Genomic DNA, 18,808 nt, shown 5'->3' with positions numbered 1-18,808 from the left:
ATAACCTCTACTGCCCTACTCATGGACTGGATTACCATTTCCCTGCTCCTGCTATTTGGCCTGCTGTTTTTGCTGGCCGAAGTCCTCTTCATTCCCGGCACCACATTGGTCGGCCTGGTAGGGTTTGCCTTGTTGGCGGCTGGTATCTGGCTGGGCTACCGCGACCTGGGCAGCACCGGCGGCCACATCACGCTGGTTACGGCGGCAGTGCTGGCAGGCGTGGTGCTCTACCTGGGGCTGCGGCCCAAAAATCTGCACCGCTTCGCCCTTACCGACGTCAACAACACGAGTGTGCGCGACGCCCGCCGGCCCGATGTAGAGCCCGGTACCGTAGGCCGGACTCTGTCGGCGCTGCGCCCGGCCGGCACGGCTCTGTTCGATGACGACCGGCGCGAAGTAGTGACCCGGGGTGAGTTTCTGGCTTCTGGCACGCCCGTACGGGTCCTGGGCATCGAGCAAAACCGCATTGTGGTGGAGCAGGCCTAAAACAGGTACACCGTTGCAGTACCGGCTTGGCACGGGAAACCAGGGAAAAACTCGTAACTCGGAGCTGATACTAACTTACTCAGTATGAACGTGCCTTTCGCCCCGCTTATCATAGCCGCCGTTGCGCTGCTGGTTTTTCTTTACTTTTTCCCCATCAGCCTCTGGATTACGGCCATTTTCTCCGGCGTTCGGGTGAGCTTGTTCCAACTGGTGCTGATGCGGGTGCGCAAAGTCTCGCCTACGCTCATCGTCAACTCCCTAATCACAGCTACTAAGGCGGGCCTGCACATTACCAGCAATGAGCTGGAAACGCACTTTCTGGCCGGCGGCAACGTGCCCAACGTTATTAAAGCCCTGATTTCGGCCGATAAAGCCAATATTCCGCTCGACTTCAAGCAGGCCACCGCCATTGACCTGGCCGGCCGCAACGTGTTTGAGGCCGTCACGACATCGGTAAACCCGAAAGTCATCAACACGCCCAACGTGGCGGCCGTCTCGCAGGATGGTATTCAGCTCATCGTCATTGCCCGCGTCACGGTGCGGGCCAATATCACCCAGCTCGTGGGCGGGGCCGGTGAGGAAACCATCCTGGCCCGGGTCGGGGAAGGCATCGTGACCAGCATCGGCTCGTCGGTGTCGCACAAGGAGGTGCTCGAAAACCCCGACAAAATCTCCAAGCTCGTACTTAGCAAAGGCCTCGACGCCGGCACGGCCTTCGAAATTCTGTCCATCGACATTGCCGACATCGACATTGGCGAAAACATCGGGGCCAAGCTGCAAATTGACCAGGCTACCGCCGACCTGAAAGTAGCCGAAGCCAAAGCCGAAGAACGGCGCGCTATGGCCGTGGCCGTGGAGCAGGAAAACCGCGCCAAAACCCAGGAAGCCAAGGCCCGCGTGGTCGATGCCGAAGCCGAAATTCCCAAGGCCATTGCCGACGCCTTCCGCTCCGGCAACCTGGGCGTCATGGACTACTACAAAATGCGCAACGTGCAAGCCGACACCGACATGCGCGACTCTATTGCCAACCCCGGCGGGCAAAACAGCAGCACTAAGCCCGGCCGTGACGAGTCTAGACTGAGTTAATGTAGTTGCAGAAGACGCATCATGGCGCATAAAGCACGGCCCCGTCCTCTGCTCTGACCTATGCAGAGTACCCTGAAGCAAAAAGCCCCTTACTACCACGTGTAGTAAGGGGCTTTTTTAGTAAAATGAAGTGTCGTACTGCGCAGCTTCAGCCTTTGGCCTCACGAGGACAGGTGATTAGCACAATTCCCTACTAGCTTCTTATTTCTTCGTAATTCGGAATTCTACGCGGCGGTTAAGCTTGCGGCTTTCTTCTTGCTCGTTGCTGGCAATAGGCTTTTTGTCACCAAAACCCTCGGTAGTGATGCGGTGGCCGCTGATGCCTTTCGATACCAGGTACTTCTTTACCTCGTTCACCCGGTCCAGGCTGAGCTTCAGGTTCAGCGCGGGGTCACCCTGGTTGTCGGTGTGGCCTTCCAGCTTGATTTCCACCGTGGGGTAGTCCTTCAGAATACGCACCAGGCGCAGCAATTCGGGGTAAGAGTTGTCGCGCAGGTAGTACTTACTCTGGGCAAAGAAAATGTTGTTCAGCTTAATGGTCGAACCGACGGCGAAAGGCACCAGGAACAGGTCGTGGTTGACTTCCGAGTAGTTCTGCCGGTCCGTCACGTCCAGGTTGTCGCTTTCGGCCAGGTAGTTTTCAGCCTCGGCGCGGTAGCCGTAATGGGCGCCCGAGGGCAACACGATGGTGTAGGAGCCATCTACGGGGCTGGTTTCGGCTACCCCGATTTCTTCGCCGGTCAGCAGGTTTTCGTACTTAATGGTAGCAGCTACTGGCTTCTTGGTAGCGGCATCCAGTACCCGTCCGCGCACCAGTGTCACCACTTCAGGTTTGAACTGCGGTGTCAGGTTGATGCGGAAAATGTCGCGGGAGTTGCCGATACCATTGCGCGACGACACCAGGTACGCATCTTCGCCGGCCGCCGACAACGTGAAGTAGCCGTCGAAGTCGGGGGAGTTGATATTGGGGCCCAGGTTGCGCGGCTTCGACCAGTTGGTCCAGGAGTCGTCGAGGCGCTTGGAGGAGAAAATGTCGCTCTTGCCGTAGCCGCCCAGGCCTTCGGAGGCGAAGTACAGCGTTTTACCGTCGGCAGCCAGGAAAGGCGCAAACTCGGCCTTTTTGGTGTTGATGGTAGCACCCAGGTTTTTGGGCCGGGTCCAGGTACGACCGTCTTCCTTCTTGAAGCTCACGTAAATATCCTGGGCACCTTTGCCATCCTTGCGCTGCACGGCCATCAGCAGAAACTTGCCCGAGGTGCTCAGGAAGTAGTCGACGTTTTCGTCATCGTCGTTGTAAAAGTCCTCGATTTCAATTTTGACCGGCATACCCCAGCCGGTTTTGGTGCGGCGCGAAATGCTGGCCCCTTTCGGGTCCAGCGTGCCGTCAGGGTTATACACGTTGATGAGCAGGGCCGTATTGCCATCCGACGACACCGAGGCCAGACCGTTGGGGCCGGGCGTGTTGATAGGGCCGCCGATGTTCTTGGCCTGGTTCCAGGTTTTCTTGGCGGCGTTAGCCAGGGTGCTATACCACACGTCCTGCACGTCGTTGGCGCCGCCCACGTTCTGCGGACTTTCCTGACGGGCGAAGAACAGGGTTTTGCCATCCGGCGAAATAACCGGGTGGGTATCCACGTACTTGGAATTGACGTTGGCTCCCAGATTTACCATAGCCGAGTCGAACCGCACGCCTTCCGCCTGGGCTATAAACTCTTTCTTTACCATGGTTTCGGCAACGTCGGCAATGCCAATGGCATCAATCTGGTTGACGCCCTCCACGGCCTTGGTGTTCATCGACACGACAACCCCCACGGTGCGGTACGTGGCGGCCGGAAACGTGACGCTCAACGACCGAAACGCCTCGGCCAGCGGGCCCGGGCTCTTGTTTTCGTATACCTGGTGCCGGGTGCCGCGGGTATCTACTAACTCAATTTTGGTGATGGAGCCCGGATTGAAGTTTTCCACGACCGTCACCTGCTTGGCAATAATGGATTTGCCGTAGCGAACCTCGATAAACTCGTTGGCCCCTTCCTTCTTCGGAATCCAGGCGTCGTTGTTGATCTGGCCCAGCGGCTGGGCATTCGGCTCACCTAGTACTTTCTCCGGCGAAAAGGCCTCTTTCCCCTCCGCCTTCTGGGACGAGACCTCCACTACTTTTGAGGCCCAGATGGCCCGTTGGGCATGCGCCCAGCTTCCCATACCAACAATTAACCCGAGGGAAAGAACAAGTTTTCGAACGATCATAAGCTTAGATGGCAAAACGGAGGTCTGCGGGTGCATGCGGACCTGTCCGTGCGACAGTTCCAAACACTCAAGACGTCCTGAACAGCACGCGGGTTTCGTAGCACACGCCAGGGGAGCCAAAAATACACACTCCAATACTTATAAAGTTCGATTATTTGTCTAAAACCTAGATTTAGGCGACAGTTGTAGCCCGTTTACCGATTAGCTAACTTACGCCGTAGCGGTTGCCCTTGGCCGTTTCCCTCCCATGCGCCGCTGTCGAGCTTTTTTGTCTGCTGCTTGTCTGTTGCTGCTGCTGGAGGGAAGCCTGGCAGAGCCGGCTGCCGCCCAGACCGTTACTCCCGACACCCCCGCGGCCAGCGCCGATTCGCTGCTCCTGCTTTCCTTCCGGACCCGGCGCGTGGGTATCAGCACGTATTCCCAGCAAACTGACCTACGGGGCCGAGCCCACCTTACCCCCGGCAACTGCTGGACTACCGCCTGTTCAGCGACTGGATTTACGATGAGCGGGGCCAGCCTCCCTTTGTGCGCGAAGACTACGGCGCCCACCTGCTACACACCGTGGCTGTGGGCCGGCACTGGCAAGTAGGGCAGCTGCTGCACTATGAGCAGAGCCGGGCCAACGCTACCCGCACCGGCGCCTGGCTGGCCCGCCTGGGCTACGAGCACCGCCTGCGCCTGGCCCCGGCCCTCGATACGCTCTCGACGGCGCGCTACGTGCTGTTCGGCGGCGGTGCCTCCGATGCCCGCAACGGCCGGCGCGACCTAGGGCCATCTTACGGCCTGGAAGTCACGACGCTGATTTACCCCAGCAGCGCGACGCGGCAGCCCGTGGCTGTGCGCCTGTTCGGCACCCGCTCCCAACTAGGCCCGCGCATCTGGCAGCGCACCCTGGCCGAAGGCTACTACGAACGAACCCTCGACGAATATTCCAGCGGCTCGCTACGGCTGGGCTACCGCTCGAACCGGGCCGAAGACTACGTGCCCGGCAACGTGCAGCGCATTCAGAGCGACACCATTTCGACCCAGCTCAGCTGGACCTACCAGCTCGGCGACAAAGTCGCTTTTCGCTCCGACAACCTGCTGGCATTGCCCCGTCGGGCTTTTGCCTACCGGCAGCTTAGCGCTGAATCGGACACGGTACAGAACATCGGGTACCGGCAGCAGGAACTCGATACCCGCCAGGAAGTGCGCGTGCAAGGAAAGAAGCTGCAGTTTATGCTACTGTTCAACTACCGGGAGCGGAACCGCAATTACGCGCTGGACAACAACCGGAACCTGTCGGACAGCCGGTTTAGGGCCGCTACCGAGCGGGAGCAAATCAAAGACATTTCCGAAAAAACCACGCTGTGGCAATCTGAGCTGACTTGGCTGCCGACCTCTCGTCATTCGCTCACGCTGCTGGGCACTGCGCAGCTACTGCGGGTCGATACGCCCAGCAAGAACAACAACCAAGACCGCGACGAAGCCCAGCAGGGGTTGCGCCTGGTGTGGGTAGGCCGCTGGGCCGGGGCTTTTCGCACGTCCCTGGCCACCGGGGCCGAATACCGGCAGTTCGTTTTTATTCGGGCGGCCCTGAGCGCCGAAAACTATACCGACCGGCTTCTGCACTGGGAACCGTCGTTTACGTGGGCACCGGGCCGCTTGAGCCTCAAGTCGACCTACCACCTGTGGGTGAGCTACCAGGTGCGCGACCGGCTGAGCGAGCAGCTGAAAAACCGGGCCAGCCGAATTTTGGAGCAACAGCAGCACGTTAATTACCAGTTTACGCCCCGCCTGCTGGCCTCCCTCGATTATGCACGGCGCGAAAACCGCATTGGCTTGCTCAACTGGCCCGAATTTAAGGAAAGCCCCCTGGACACGACCATCACCCACGATTTGGCGGCTGGCCTGCGCCAGAGCTGGAGCGGGTCACGGGGCGCGAGCAGCCTGCGCCTGGGCTACCGTTTTTTGGAGCAGCGCACCCACGGCCGGGCGGCTCTCATCGGGTCCAGCACCACCACGCTTATCTACCTGCACAGCCTCACCCGGCAGCAGGGCCCCGATATTGCCTACGAACGACGCACCACCTCGGGCTTCACACTGGTGGCCAGCCTGTGGCTGCAGCAGCTGCGCACCTTCTACCGCTACACCGAGGGCCAGGGCACTTATGTGGGCACCAGCTACACGCCCGAAGACCTGCAGCGCGCAACTAGGAACCTTTACCCCTACTTCGAAGTGAGTCTGCACTGGCGCCTGCGCACCCTGCGTCGGGACTGATGCACCGGCGCTGTCGGACAGCAAAAAGCCCGTCGGCACGGGGCCGACGGGCTTTGTACTATCCCGGAGTAGCTCAGGCGTTACGGCTGCAGCGTAAAGTTGCGCGTTACCGAGTTGAACGGACCAGGAATCAGGTTGCCGCTAGCATCTACCAGCTCCAGCTTGATAGTGTTTTGGCCGGCGGGCAGGCCTTCCATCATGTAGGGGGCCCACTGTTCGAGCATAAACTCGGTGCCGTTGATAGTGGCCCGCACCCGGTTGCCTTCCGGCGACAACGTCGTGTTTACCAGGTAGAAGTCCAGCATTACCTTGGCCGCATCCTTGCCGGAGTACGTGTCTTTGGGGCGGCTGTAGAACAGGTGCGGAGCCTGAAGGTCGGCGTTCAGGGGCTTAGCAGTAGCAGCGTCACCTACCGTAATGACGCGCAGATCGTAGGCGCCGCGGTGCTTGAGGCTCTCGTGGTAGGAGCGCGACAGGAACGACAGCACCACGTGCTGGCCGTCGACAATAGGCTTGGTGAATTCAGTGGTATAGTGGGCCGTGTAGGGCTCATTATCCACGATATTATGAATGTGCTGGCCTTTTTCCGAGTTGGCCATTTCCTCCGAGTGCATACCACCCGTCATCTTGGTCAGCTGGAAATTGGTGATGTCGTAATCGAACGATACGCTCCCGCTAGGCACCGTGGAACCTGTTGCGGGCGACTTGAGTTGCAGTTGCGCTTCAGGGTTTTTGGGCGAATCCGTGAATGGTGTCAAACGGATACCGTTTTTCTCCATGGTAGCCGCGCTGGTCACGCGTTCGGCGGTGGCTTGCGAACCGGACTCCTGGGTTTGTTTGGCCGTGTCGCAGGCGGCCAGACCAAGCAGCATGACGCTGCTCATTAGTAAAGCAGATGCTTTCATGAGGGAAATGGTGGAAGGATTAAAAAGACCACCGGACCGCTCGTCCGGCCGCGCCCCACACCGGGACGACGAATGATTTTTTAAGTACCTTGCGCAATACGTAAGGTTTGCTCAAAAGTATATTGATTTTCCGCTATGGAAGAAAAATTGTTGGAAGAAATTCCCTCCCTCGACTTGGCCGATTTCCGTTCCGGTGACCCGGAGCGTAAGGCCCGCTTCGTGCAGCAGCTCGGCGAAGCGTATCAGAACATTGGCTTCGTGGCCCTGAAGAATCATGGCCTCACCGACGAGCAGACGGCCGCTCTCTACAATGACGTAAAAGCCTTCTTCGCGTTGCCCGACGATGCCAAGCAGCGCTACGAAAACCCCGAACTGGCTGGCCAGCGCGGCTATATCAGCAAAGGGAAGGAGCATGCCAAGGGCCGCAATACCGGCGACCTGAAGGAGTTTTTCCACGTGGGCCAGGAGGTCGACGATGCCACTGACCCCATTGGCAAGGAGTACCCGGCCAACATCTGGCCCGCCGAAGTTCCGACCTTCCAGCAGAGCACATTTACCACTTACCGCACCCTGGAAGCGGCTGGTAAAGACGTGTTGCGCGCCATTGCTTTGTACCTGAATCTACCCGAAAATTATTTCGACGACAAGGTTCGCAACGGCAACAGCATCCTGCGGCCCATCCACTACTTCCCCATTGAGAACCCCGATGAGGTTCCGTCCGACGCTGTGCGCGCCGCCGAACACGGCGACATAAACCTGATTACCTTGCTCATGGGCGCCTCGGCCGATGGCCTGCAGGTGAAGCGCCGCGACGGCAAGTGGATTCCGATTACGGCCCTGCCCGACCAGATTGTGGTAAACGTGGGCGACATGTTGCAGCGCCTGACCAACGGCGTGCTCAAGAGCACCATTCACCGCGTGGTAAACCCGCCCCGCGAGAAAATGAACTCCTCGCGCTTCTCGGTACCCTTCTTTATGCACCCCCGCTCCGAAATGAGTCTGGCCGCCCTGGAAAGCTGCGTGACGCCCGATAACCCCAAAAAAGAAGCCGACATTACCGCCGGCGAATTCCTCAATGAGCGCCTGATTGAGTTAGGCCTCAAAAAGAAATAAGTAGCGTAAAAAGCAGTAGCTGCCGGTTGTTGAAAGTGAGCTTGCGGGAATTTTCCCGGCCTTCCTTTCAGCAACCGGCAGCTTTCTTTCTGGCTGGCAATGGGTTGACCGCTATTTTACCAAGCCCTACCATTGTTTTTGCCCCGGCTTTCTGCGTCCTTGTCAGACCACTAAGTACCACGTTTTGGAAACGGAAGAAATTCAGCTCGCACCGCCACCCCGGGGTACTCGCGGAGCCCGCACCAAGCGGGTACGAGGAATTATTTTCCTGAAAGACGTAGCCGCGCTGGGTCTTACGGCCTTTGGTGGTCCCCAGGCCCATATGGCTATGATGCTGCGGCTGCTGGTAGCCAAGCGCCGCTACCTGACGGCCGCCGAGCTGCTGGAACTAACGGCCCTGTGCCAGATCCTGCCCGGACCTACCTCCACCCAAACCATTACCGCCATCGGTTACCGCCTGGGCGGGCCCAATTTGGCTTACCTAACGGTGCTGGTCTGGATGCTGCCGGCCGTCACGTTCATGACCCTGGCGGGCCTCACCATCTCCTACCTTGATAAGGACCAGGTTGCCCACGTAGTGCAATACATTCAGCCGATTGCGGTGGGATTTGTGGCGTACTCGGCTTACAAGATTGCCGAGAAAGTCATTCATACCAAAACCTCCGTGGCCCTGATGGTGGCGGCCTCCATGCTGGCCTACCGATTTCAGCTGCCCTCGGTGCTGCCGTTGCTGCTCATTGCGGGCGGCGTAATCACCACGTTCCGCTACCGCAAAATGCCGGTGCTGGAAAAGAAAGAGCCGCTGAACATTGAGTGGGCCAATTTCGCGCTGTGGCTGGCCGTGCTGGTAGGCGCGGCCGTGTTAGGCCATTATACCCGCCTGCTGCCCGTGCGTTTGTTTGAGAACTTCTACCGCAACGGTAGCCTCGTATTCGGGGGCGGACAGGTGCTGGCCCCGCTGCTGTTCGCCGAGTTTGTGGAGTTTAAGGGCTACCTCACCACCCAGGAATTCCTTTCCGGGCTGGGCCTGGTGCAGGCTATGCCGGGCCCCAATTTCTCGTTTGCCTCGTACATCGGGGCCTTGGCCATGCGGCAGGAAGGCAGCGGTATCAGCGGGCAGATTCTGGGCGCAGTGGTAGCAGCAGCAGGCATCTTTATGCCGGGCACCTTGCTCATATTCTTTCTGATTCGCTTCTGGGATCAGCTCAAGCAGTACCGCGTGGTAAAAGCCTCCCTGGAGGGAATCAATGCCGTATCGGCTGGGCTGGTGTGCGCCGCCACCTTCCTGCTGTACCACCCGCTGCCCGATACGCCGGTGAATCTGGCGTTGGTGGCCGCTACATTTCTGGTGCTACTCTGGGACAAGTTTCCGTCCTACGTCATTGTACTGGCGGGCTTGGCGGCGGGCATTGTGTTTTAGGCGTCAATTGTTGGTTGTTAGAAGTAGGCCTCCGCACGAACTGACAACTGACAATCGACAACTGACACCTACTGCTTGAAGTAGCCTGTAGGCAGCAAGGCTTCGGTGGCAATGCCCAGGCTTGCTAGTACCTGGTGGCAGCGGGCTTCCAGTTCCCGGGCCGGCAATTGATTGGTGTGGTCAAATACTTCGATTTCCAGAAATTCCTCCCCAGTAGCCATGGTGTCGAGGTGAATTTTGACGTTGGCGAGGCGATAAATCCGGCGACTTTTCTCGACTACGCCAACAACTTCGTGAGCCGCATACAGGCCAGTAATCTGCTGGGACGAGGGGTTGAGGTCGTACTGGTATACCACCGTTTTTTCGGTGGACTTATCCGGCAGCCGCTCGTAGTGCGTGACCAGGTTTTCAATCGTGCCTTGGCGTAGCTTGAGCTTGCCTTGGCTGACCCGGAAATACGTATCGCGCTGCGCATCCAGGCCGATATAGGTAAACCCCAACGCCAGTAGTTGCTGCTCTACAGCAACCCGCTCGTACAGGCGCGCTTTGAGCGTAAAATCCTGGTAGGTCATGGGCTGCATAAGAAAGCGGGCGAAGGTGAAACGGAGCAAATGTAAAAAGGCCTCCGCTACGAATAGCAGAGGCCTTTCGGGTACTGGTATGCCGAGGGCTACTTCTCCAGCAGCAACGACTCGGGCAGGCTCATCAGGTAGTCGCCGTAACCGCTCTTGCGCAGAGGGGCGGCAATTTCACGCAGCTGGTCGGCGGTAATAAAGCCCTGACGGTAGGCGATTTCCTCAATGGAACCCACTTTCAGGCCTTGGCGCTGCTCAATCACGCGCACAAACTCCGAGGCCTGCATCAACGACTCAAACGTGCCGGTATCAAGCCAGGCGGTGCCGCGGCCCAGGATGCCGACTTTCAGCTTACCGCGACGCAGGTACTCCTGGTTGACGTCGGTAATTTCGTATTCGCCCCGGGTCGAGGGCTTCAGGTCCTTGGCAATCTGAATAACCTCGTTGTCGTAGAAATACAGACCGGGCACCGCGTAATTGCTCTTGGGCTTGGCCGGCTTTTCCTCGATGCTGAGGGCCTTTTTGTTTTCATCGAACTCCACCACGCCGTAGCGCTCGGGGTCGTGCACGTGGTAGGCATAGACCACGCCGCCCTCGGGGTTATTGTTGCTCTGCAGCAGCTCCTCCAGGCCTTCGCCGTGGAAGATGTTGTCGCCAAGTACCAGGGCTACTTTGTCGTCGCCGATAAAGTCGGCCCCGATAACGAAGGCCTGAGCCAGACCATTGGGCACTTCTTGCACCGCGTACTGGAAGTTGCAGCCCAGTTTCTGCCCATCACCCAAGAGGCGCTTGAATTGCTCCTGGTCGTGGGGCGTGGTGATAATGAGGATTTCGCGGATGCCCGCCATCATCAGAATCGACAGCGGATAGTAAATCATCGGCTTGTCGTACACCGGCATAAGCTGCTTGCTGACAGCCAGCGTGAGCGGGTGCAAGCGGGTGCCGGAGCCGCCGGCCAGGATAATACCTTTCATCTGTGAGTTAGTGAGTTAGTGACTCAGTGAGTTTCGCTCGTCATGCCTCCCGTTGGTTGACATGACGAGCGTGCCAAAGTAATCAGATTACCATTGCCCGCGAGATGCCTCCTCTCTGCTTGAAGCGCAGAATAGTCGACATGACCGTCAATTTTTAGTTGCGCTCGGCAATAAACGCCTGATTTTCCTTAAACCAAGCCAGGGTTTTCTGCAGGCCCTCCCGGATACGGATCTGCGGGTCGTAGCCGAGCAGGTTTTTAGCCTTGCTGATATCGGCCAGGGAGTCGCGAATGTCGCCGGCGCGGTCGGGACCGTACTCGGGCGTAATGTCGGAGCCAGCTTCTTCCTTGAGGATGTTGAACAGGTCGTTGAGCGACGTACGGTCGGCCACGGCGATGTTATACACCTGGTTTACCGCCTCGGGGTTGGTCGTCAGGCCGGCCTTGATGTTGGCCTGCACGCAGTTTTCCACGAAGGTAAAGTCGCGGGTCTGCCCACCGTCGCCGTTCATGCGCGGAGGCTTGCCTTGCAGCACGGCATCAATAAAGAGCGGAATAACGGCCGCATACGCCCCGTTCGGGTCCTGACGGGGGCCGAAGATGTTGAAGTAACGCAGCCCGATGATTTCCATGCCGTAGGTTTTACCAAACACGTCGGCATACAGCTCGTTGGCGTACTTGGTCACGGCGTAGGGCGACAGGGGTTTGCCAATCCGGTCTTCTACCTTGGGCAGGGCCTTATGGTCGCCGTAGGTTGAGGAGGAAGCGGCATACACGAAACGCTTCACGCCGGCTTCCTTAGCGCCTACCAGCATGTTCACGAAACCGCCCACGTTTACGTCGTTGGAGGTAATCGGGTCATTGATGGAGCGGGGCACCGAGCCCAGAGCCGCCTGGTGCAGCACCACGTCGACGCCCACACAGGCGTCGATGCAGGTTTGCCGGTCCCGGATGTCGCCTTCCACTACTTCCAGCGCGGGGTTATCAGCAAACAGGGCTACGTTCTTGCGGAAGCCGTTGGAGAAGTTATCCAGCACGCGCACTTTTTTGGCGCCGTACTTCAGCAGGTATTCAACCAGGTTGGAGCCGATAAAGCCGGCCCCGCCCGTCACCAGAAAGGTCAGGTTATCAAGCGGCTGGTCGTGAAAAGGGGTATTATACATTCTTAATATGCTGATGTGCTAATGTGAGAAATGTGGAAATGCGTTGCAGCTAGGGCCGGTAATGGCTTAGCACATCAGCACATTTCCACATTAGCACATTACCGATTGTACTGTTGCTGGTAGTATTGCTGGTAGGCGCCGCTGGTCACGTGCTCGAGCCATTCGGTGTTTTCCAGGTACCAGTCTACGGTCTGGGCCAGGCCTTGCTCGAAGGTCACGGAAGGCTTCCAGCCCAGTTCGTTCATGATTTTCGAGGAGTCAATGGCGTAGCGCAGGTCGTGGCCGGCGCGGTCTGTCACGAAGGTGATGAGCTTGCGCGAAGTGCCTTTTTCCTTGCCCGTTTTCTCGTCGATTACGTCGCAGAGCAGGTTAATGAGCTCAATGTTCTGCCACTCGTTTACGCCGCCGATGTTGTAGGTTTCCCCAACTACGCCCTTGTGAAACACGGCATCAATGGCGGTAGCATGGTCTTTCACGAACAGCCAGTCGCGCACGTTTTCGCCTTTGCCGTACACCGGCACGGGCTGCCCGTGCTGAATGCGGTGAATAGCCAGCGGAATGAGCTTCTCGGGGAAGTGGTTGGGGCCGTAGTTGTTCGAGCAGTTGCTCAGCTTCACCGGCATGTGGTAAGTGTGGTACCAGGCCCGCACGAAGTGGTCGGAAGCGGCTTTGGAAGCCGAGTACGGCGAACGGGGGTCGTAGGGGGTATCCTCGGTGAACATCTCCGGGCCCATTTCCAGGGAACCGTACACCTCATCGGTGCTGACATGGTAGAAGGTTTTGCCTTCGTAGCCCAGGGGCTTCCACAGGTTTTTGGCGGCATTCAGCAAGTGCACCGTACCCAGTACGTTCGTTTTCACGAAAGCCAGTGGGTCGGTGATGCTGCGGTCTACGTGCGACTCAGCGGCCAGGTGAATCACGGCATCGGGCTCCTCGGTAGCGAAGAGCTGGTCCACGAAAGCCTGGTCGGTAATGTCGCCCTTCACCAGGCGGTAGTTGGGCTCATTCTCGATGTCGCGCAGGTTTTCCAGGTTGCCGGCGTAGGTCAGGGCATCCAGATTCAGGATCTGATACTCGGGATACTTCGTGACGAACAGGCGCACCACGTGCGAGCCAATGAAACCGGCCCCGCCGGTGATGATGATTTTCATAATCGGTGAAATTGTGAGATGTAAGGTGGTGAAATGGCGAGATAGTGAGGTGGTGAGTTCTATGTGCAGACTGCGCAGATGGCGCATTTTGACCGAAAACTTACCACCTCACCAGTTCACTATTTCGCCAAAGACTGCTGCCATTTCCAGGAGCTGGCCAGGGCCTCGTCCAGGGTAGCAGTGGTTTGGAAGCCCAGTTCTTGGGTGGCTTTGGTGACGTCAGCGTAGATGGCCGGCACGTCGCCGGTGCGGGGCGGGCCAATAACGTAGTTCAGCTTCTGACCGGTAGCCCGTTCGAAAGCCTGGACTACTTCCAGTACGCTGTTGCCGCGCCCGGTACCCACGTTGAAGGTCTCTACCGCGTCGCCGGTACCGTCGAGCAGGCGCTGCACGGCCACCACGTGGGCCTTGGCCAGGTCCACCACGTGCACGTAGTCACGGATATTGGTGCCGTCGGGCGTGTCGTAGGTGTCGCCGTAGATGGTCAGCTTCTCCCGGATGCCGGCCGCCGTCTGGGTGATGAAGGGCACCAGGTTGTTGGGCACGCCCAGGGGCAGTTCGCCGATGCGGGCCGAGGAGTGAGCCCCAATCGGGTTGAAGTAGCGCAGCAGAATGGTGCGGATAGCGCCGTCCGACACCGAGGCTACGTCGTTAAGAATATCCTCGCAGATTTTCTTGGTGTTGCCATAGGGCGAGGTAGCCGGTTTGGTCGGGGTTTGCTCGGTTACGGGCAGCTGATCCGGAATACCATACACAGTGCACGAGGAAGAGAAAACCAGGTTGCTCACGCCATAATCGGGCATCACCTTTAAGAGGGTAATGAGCGAGCCAACGTTGTTCTGGTAGTACTTCAGCGGCTGTTGTACCGACTCACCCACTGCCTTATAGGCTGCAAAGTGAATGATGCCGCGAATGTTTGCCTCTTGGTCAAACACGCCGCGCAGAGCCGCCTCGTCGCCACAGTCAATGTTGTAGCAGGGCACCGCCCCGCCCAGGATGTCTTTGATGCCGTCGAGCACCGACTCCTGAGAGTTGCTGAAGTTGTCAATAATAATCGGCTGGTAGCCGGCCTCAAACAGCTCAACCACCGCATGGGAGCCAATGTAGCCTGCCCCACCCGTCACTACGATTTTCGTTCTTTCCATCTTCAAGTTGTGAAATGGTGAGATGGTGAACTGGTGAGTTTGCTGTTCTGGTGATGCGTACTGCGCGACTTGCGCCAGTTGAACGACAACTCACCACTTCACCATCTCACCACTTCACCGCTACAGGCTCCAGTACTGGATGTCGTTCATTTTGCCACGGTACAGGCCTTTGATGTCGACCAGCACGGGGTTTTCGGAGGTAATAGACTGGAAGTAAGCTTCGTCCAGCGCTACGTAAGGCTTGTGGCTCACGGCCACGATTACCGCGTCGTAGTCCTTGCGGATTTCGGCTTCGGGCGTCAGGCGGAAGCCATACTCGTGGTGCAGCTCGTCGGAGTCGGCGTGCGGGTCCACGATGTCTACGTTTACCGAGAAGTTCTTCAGCTCCTGAATCACGTCGGCTACCTTGGAATTGCGGATGTCTTCCACGTTTTCCTTGAAGGTCGCACCCATCACCAGCACCCGGCTTTTGGCTACGTCCTTGCCTTGCTTAATCATCATCTGCACCGTTTTGCGGGCGATGTAAGCTCCCATGTTGTCGTTGGTCGTGCGGCCGCTTAAAATGACCTTGGCGTCGTAGCCCAGCTCCTTGGCCTTGTAGGTCAGGTAGTAGGGGTCCACACCGATGCAGTGGCCGCCTACCAGACCGGGCGAGAACTTGAGGAAGTTCCATTTGGTACCAGCCGCTTCCAGCACCTCGTAGGTGTTGATGCTCATGCGGTCGAAAATCATCGACAGCTCGTTCATTAGAGCAATATTGACGTCACGCTGGGTGTTTTCGATGATCTTGGCGGCTTCGGCTACCTTGATGCTGCTGGCGCGGTGCACGCCGGCCTTCACCACCAGCTCGTAGAGCTTGGCAATGATGTCGAGTGATTCCTCGTCGCAGCCCGAAACTACTTTTACGATGCTTGTCAGGGTGTGCTCTTTGTCGCCGGGGTTGATGCGCTCGGGCGAGTAGCCCACCTTGAAGTCGCCGTTGGCGAAGCTCAGACCCGACAGCTTTTCCATCACTGGAATGCAGTCTTCCTCGGTGCAGCCGGGATACACAGTGCTTTCAAACACTACGTAGTCGCCTTTCTTGAGCACCTTGCCCACGCTGCTCGAAGCGCCAAGCAGGGGCTTCAGGTCGGGCATGGCGTGCTCGTCGATGGGCGTGGGCACGGCCACAATGAAGAAGGTAGCTTCCCGCAGCACGTCCAACGAATCGGTGAACGTGATGTCGCAGCCTTCGAAGTCCTTGGCTTCCAGCTCGCCGCTGGGGTCAATGTTGTTGCGCATCAAATCCACGCGGGCGGCGTTGATGTCGAAGCCGATAACGCTGAGTTTGCGGGCAAATTCGAGGGCGATGGGCAGGCCCACGTAGCCGAGGCCGATAACGGCCAGTTTGTTCTGTTTCTGGAGGAGTTGCTCGTACACGTTGCGAAATTCAGAGTTAGCGGATGCTAATACGGGAAACCTGGTGATTGGTAAGCAAATATTGTTCGCCACTTTCCGGACACGTGGCATGGCCGGTCGGGTCGAACTGCAGCCGGTGCCCAAAGGCGCTCATCCAGCCGTGCTGCCGGGCCGGATTGCCGTATACTAAGGCGTAGGGCTTCACGTCCTTGGTCACAACCGAACCGGCACCCACGAAGGCGTATTCACCCAGTCGCACGCCGCACACGATGGTGCTATTGGCCCCGATGCTCACGCCCTTTTCCAGCACCGTAGTTTGGTACTGGTCGCGGCGCACAACGGCGCTGCGCGGGTTGCGCACATTGGTAAATACGACTGACGGGCCCAGGAACACATCGTCGGCGCACTCTACGCCAGTGTAGAGGCTCACGTTGTTTTGCACCTTTACGTTGCGGCCCAGCTTCACGCCATCGGCTACCATTACGTTCTGACCAATGCTGCACTTTTCGCCTAGCTCGCAGCCGGGCATCAGGTGAGCAAAGTGCCAGATGCGACACCCGTCGCCAATGCGGCAGCCTTCGTCGAGGACGGCGGTAGGATGCGCATAGTAAGCGGGAGCATCAGTCACAGGGGTGAGGCTTGGATGAAGGTCGGCAGTTTTTGAGCCCGCAAAGGTAGGGTTTTTCGAAGGTTTGTCGGTTAAGCCTCAAAGAAGTTTAGCCGCCCGCTACTTGCACGCGGTTTGGGAATGAGAACTTTACCCCTTCTTTACCCTATCCAGGTGGCACGCACCATCCGGTCTTTGCCGAAAATATCCTGACGCGGCTCAACCGTAGTATAGCCCTGGCTTTGCAGCAGCGCCACCAGCTCGGCGGCGTACTGTTCGTTGATTTCAAAATACAGGCCGCCGCCCGGCCGCAGCCAGCGCCGGCCCAGCTCCCCAATGCGGCGGTAAAACAGCAGGGGGTCGTGGTTGGGCACAAACAGAGCAGTAGCCGGCTCGAAGTTCAGCACGTTGGGCCGCATCAGGGGCCGCTCATTTTCCAGGACGTACGGCGGGTTGCTGACCAGTACGGCTACGGACCCAGCCGTAATTTCGACCGGTTCCTGGGTTAGAATATCAGTGTGGATGAATTCCACCGGGCTCTGGTAGCGGGCGGCATTGCGGCGGGCCACTTCCAAGGCGGCGGCGGAAATATCCAGGCCTACGGTACGCTTAGGCCGCAGCGTCTGCTGCAAGACAATGGGAATACAGCCGCTGCCGGTGCCAATGTCCACAATAGCCAACTCTGCCCGCCCTTGCTGCTCGGCAATAATTAAGGCAACCAGCTCCTCCGTTTCGGGCCGCGGAATCAGGGTGGCGGGCGTGACTTCCAGCTCCAGGCCGGCAAAGTGCGCTACGCCCAACACGTACTGCACTGGCTCGTGCAGCAGCAGCCGCTCCTGAACCCGGGTGGCTTGCGCCGCTACTTCTTCTGGCACCTCCTCTGCGGCCTGCATTCGGCGCTGTAGGGGCGAGAGTTGTAGTAGGTGCTCTACTACCAGGCCGGCAATGCTGTCGGCTTCCGGCGCCGGGTACACGGCGTGCAGGGCAGCGGCCAGCGCGGTAGTCAGTTGGCGGACGGTAGGCATAGGAAACGGTGTTTGGGAAAGCTCAACCAGTAGCGCGGCTCGGCGGCAACTGCGTACCTTCGGCCACTGCAAAGCTACGCGCTAACCCACCATGACCGACTTTGACGTTTTAATGATGCGCCGCGCCCTGGACCTGGCCCGCCTGGGTACCGGCTACGCCCGGCCCAACCCGCTGGTCGGCTGCGTGGTCACGCACGAAGGCCGCATCATCGGGGAAGGCTGGCACCGGCAGTACGGCGGGCCCCACGCCGAGGTCAACGCCCTGGCCGCCGTGGCCGACCAGCGCCTATTGGCCCACAGCCGGGTGTATGTCACGCTGGAGCCCTGCTCCCACTTTGGCAAAACCCCGCCCTGCGCCGATTTGCTTATTGCCAAAGGGGTGAAGGAAGTAGTAGTCTGCAACCTCGACCCCAACCCGCTGGTAGCCGGTCGGGGCCTGGAAAAGCTACGGGCTGCCGGCATCCACGTCGAAACTGGGCTGCTGGAAGCCGAAGGCCGCTGGCTGAACCGCCGGTTTTTTACCTTCCAGGAAAAAAACCGGCCCTATGTGGTGCTGAAGTGGGCTGAAACGGCGGATGGCTACCTGGCTGGCCCCTACTTTCAGCCGGTGCGCATCAGCGGGCCGCTGGCGCAGGCCGCCGTGCACCAGTGGCGCACCGAGGAGCAGGCCATTCTCATTGGCACCCGCACCGCCCTGCACGACAATCCCCGCCTCAACGCCCGGGAATGGCCGGGGCAGAACCCGATTCGGGTCGTTATCGACAAAAACCTGAGTCTACCCCCAACCCATCATTTGTTCGACGGTCAGCAGCCTACGCTAGTGTACACCTACCGGGAGCGGGCCACCAAGGACAATCTGGGCTACATCACTCTATCGGAGGCCGACGACCTGTTTCCTCAGCTTTTTGCCAACCTCTACCAACGCAATGTGCAGTCGGTGTTGGTGGAAGGCGGGCCCACGGTGCTCAGCTCCCTGCTGCGCGACGGACTCTGGGACGAAATGCGGATTCTGCGCAGCCGCCAAAAGCTGGGCGGCGGCATTGCGGCACCCAAACACGGCCTTTCGGGCTTGCACGAGCAGTTCACCCTCGGCGACGACGACGTTTTTGTGTACTACAATCGGTAAGCTAGTGAGCTGCTGAAACGGTGAGATTGATGGTTTTGGCCCCACCCTTAAAGCAAGGCCTGTATCGGGCATCCTTTTCCTGTTTTATCTGTTTTAACCGCGCCACCTTGCTCCGGCCGTACGACAACTCAC

The 18,808-nt window shown here is 58.6% G+C and carries 17 protein-coding genes; 7 read left to right on the top strand and 10 right to left on the bottom strand.

All coding sequences use genetic code 11. The features are described 5' to 3' along the window. The first annotated feature begins 21 nt into the window (after positions 1-21). A complete protein-coding gene (locus MUN80_RS05775; RefSeq protein WP_244720790.1) occupies positions 22-486 on the top strand; it encodes an NfeD family protein in 465 nt (154 codons plus the stop codon). Between the two features lie 84 nt (positions 487-570). Beyond that, positions 571-1,572: a flotillin-like protein FloA gene (gene floA / locus MUN80_RS05770; RefSeq protein ID WP_244720788.1), complete on the top strand. Its 1,002-nt coding sequence runs from the start codon at positions 571-573 to the stop codon at positions 1,570-1,572. A gap of 201 nt (positions 1,573-1,773) precedes the next feature. Here floA and MUN80_RS05765 read toward each other — a convergent pair whose 3' ends face one another. Next, positions 1,774-3,771: an OmpA family protein gene (locus MUN80_RS05765; RefSeq protein ID WP_244720786.1), complete on the bottom strand. Its 1,998-nt coding sequence runs from the start codon at positions 3,769-3,771 to the stop codon at positions 1,774-1,776. A gap of 313 nt (positions 3,772-4,084) precedes the next feature. Between MUN80_RS05765 and MUN80_RS05760 the strand changes: the two genes are divergently transcribed. Then, on the top strand, positions 4,085-4,405 hold the full coding sequence (locus MUN80_RS05760; protein ID WP_244720784.1) for a hypothetical protein: 321 nt from the start codon (positions 4,085-4,087) through the stop codon (positions 4,403-4,405). Beyond that, a complete protein-coding gene (locus MUN80_RS05755; protein ID WP_244720782.1) occupies positions 4,342-6,075 on the top strand; it encodes a hypothetical protein in 1,734 nt (577 codons plus the stop codon). Before MUN80_RS05760 ends, MUN80_RS05755 begins: the two co-directional genes overlap by 64 nt. Before the next feature lie 80 nt (positions 6,076-6,155). On the opposite strand, the gene MUN80_RS05750 is transcribed toward MUN80_RS05755, so the two are convergent. Further along, a complete protein-coding gene (locus MUN80_RS05750; RefSeq protein WP_244720780.1) occupies positions 6,156-6,980 on the bottom strand; it encodes a hypothetical protein in 825 nt (274 codons plus the stop codon). A gap of 135 nt (positions 6,981-7,115) precedes the next feature. Here MUN80_RS05750 and MUN80_RS05745 point away from each other — a divergent pair, with 135 nt between their 5' ends. Further along, positions 7,116-8,093 carry an isopenicillin N synthase family dioxygenase gene (locus MUN80_RS05745; RefSeq protein ID WP_244720778.1) on the top strand — a complete coding sequence of 326 codons (978 nt, stop codon included), beginning with the start codon at positions 7,116-7,118 and terminating at the stop codon, positions 8,091-8,093. A 184-nt stretch (positions 8,094-8,277) separates the two neighbouring features. Then, positions 8,278-9,513 (top strand): chromate efflux transporter, encoded by a 1,236-nt coding sequence (chrA, locus tag MUN80_RS05740; protein WP_244720776.1) that lies wholly within the window; start codon positions 8,278-8,280, stop codon positions 9,511-9,513. A gap of 68 nt (positions 9,514-9,581) precedes the next feature. On the opposite strand, the gene MUN80_RS05735 is transcribed toward chrA, so the two are convergent. The 8 genes from MUN80_RS05735 to prmC all read right to left on the bottom strand — a co-directional run bounded on the left by MUN80_RS05735 (position 9,582) and on the right by prmC (position 17,550). After that, positions 9,582-10,085, bottom strand: a complete 504-nt coding sequence (locus tag MUN80_RS05735) for a CYTH domain-containing protein (RefSeq protein WP_244720774.1) — start codon at positions 10,083-10,085, stop codon at positions 9,582-9,584. Between the two features lie 98 nt (positions 10,086-10,183). After that, positions 10,184-11,062 (bottom strand): glucose-1-phosphate thymidylyltransferase RfbA, encoded by an 879-nt coding sequence (gene rfbA, locus MUN80_RS05730; RefSeq protein WP_244720771.1) that lies wholly within the window; start codon positions 11,060-11,062, stop codon positions 10,184-10,186. A 154-nt stretch (positions 11,063-11,216) separates the two neighbouring features. Continuing rightward, complete coding sequence (locus tag MUN80_RS05725; RefSeq protein WP_244720768.1) at positions 11,217-12,224, bottom strand: SDR family oxidoreductase; 1,008 nt, start codon at positions 12,222-12,224, stop codon at positions 11,217-11,219. Between the two features lie 98 nt (positions 12,225-12,322). Beyond that, positions 12,323-13,375, bottom strand: coding sequence for a dTDP-glucose 4,6-dehydratase (gene rfbB, locus MUN80_RS05720; protein ID WP_244720765.1), 1,053 nt, complete (start codon positions 13,373-13,375; stop codon positions 12,323-12,325). A 119-nt stretch (positions 13,376-13,494) separates the two neighbouring features. Continuing rightward, entirely contained in the window at positions 13,495-14,520 is a 1,026-nt protein-coding gene (gene galE, locus MUN80_RS05715; protein ID WP_244720762.1) for a UDP-glucose 4-epimerase GalE, read from the bottom strand. Positions 14,521-14,640: 120 nt separating this feature from the next. Beyond that, positions 14,641-15,939 carry a nucleotide sugar dehydrogenase gene (locus tag MUN80_RS05710; protein WP_244720759.1) on the bottom strand — a complete coding sequence of 433 codons (1,299 nt, stop codon included), beginning with the start codon at positions 15,937-15,939 and terminating at the stop codon, positions 14,641-14,643. Between the two features lie 16 nt (positions 15,940-15,955). Then, positions 15,956-16,546, bottom strand: coding sequence for an acyltransferase (locus MUN80_RS05705; RefSeq protein WP_244720756.1), 591 nt, complete (start codon positions 16,544-16,546; stop codon positions 15,956-15,958). Positions 16,547-16,686: 140 nt separating this feature from the next. Continuing rightward, positions 16,687-17,550 (bottom strand): peptide chain release factor N(5)-glutamine methyltransferase, encoded by an 864-nt coding sequence (gene prmC, locus MUN80_RS05700; RefSeq protein WP_244720752.1) that lies wholly within the window; start codon positions 17,548-17,550, stop codon positions 16,687-16,689. Between the two features lie 91 nt (positions 17,551-17,641). Between prmC and ribD the strand changes: the two genes are divergently transcribed. Beyond that, positions 17,642-18,676, top strand: a complete 1,035-nt coding sequence (gene ribD, locus MUN80_RS05695; protein ID WP_244720749.1) for a bifunctional diaminohydroxyphosphoribosylaminopyrimidine deaminase/5-amino-6-(5-phosphoribosylamino)uracil reductase RibD — start codon at positions 17,642-17,644, stop codon at positions 18,674-18,676. The last annotated feature ends 132 nt before the right edge of the window (positions 18,677-18,808 follow it).

Origin of the sequence: Hymenobacter cellulosivorans (genome assembly GCF_022919135.1) — a bacterium.
GTDB lineage: Bacteria > Bacteroidota > Bacteroidia > Cytophagales > Hymenobacteraceae > Hymenobacter > Hymenobacter cellulosivorans.
This window is presented reverse-complemented; position numbering and strand designations above follow the sequence as displayed.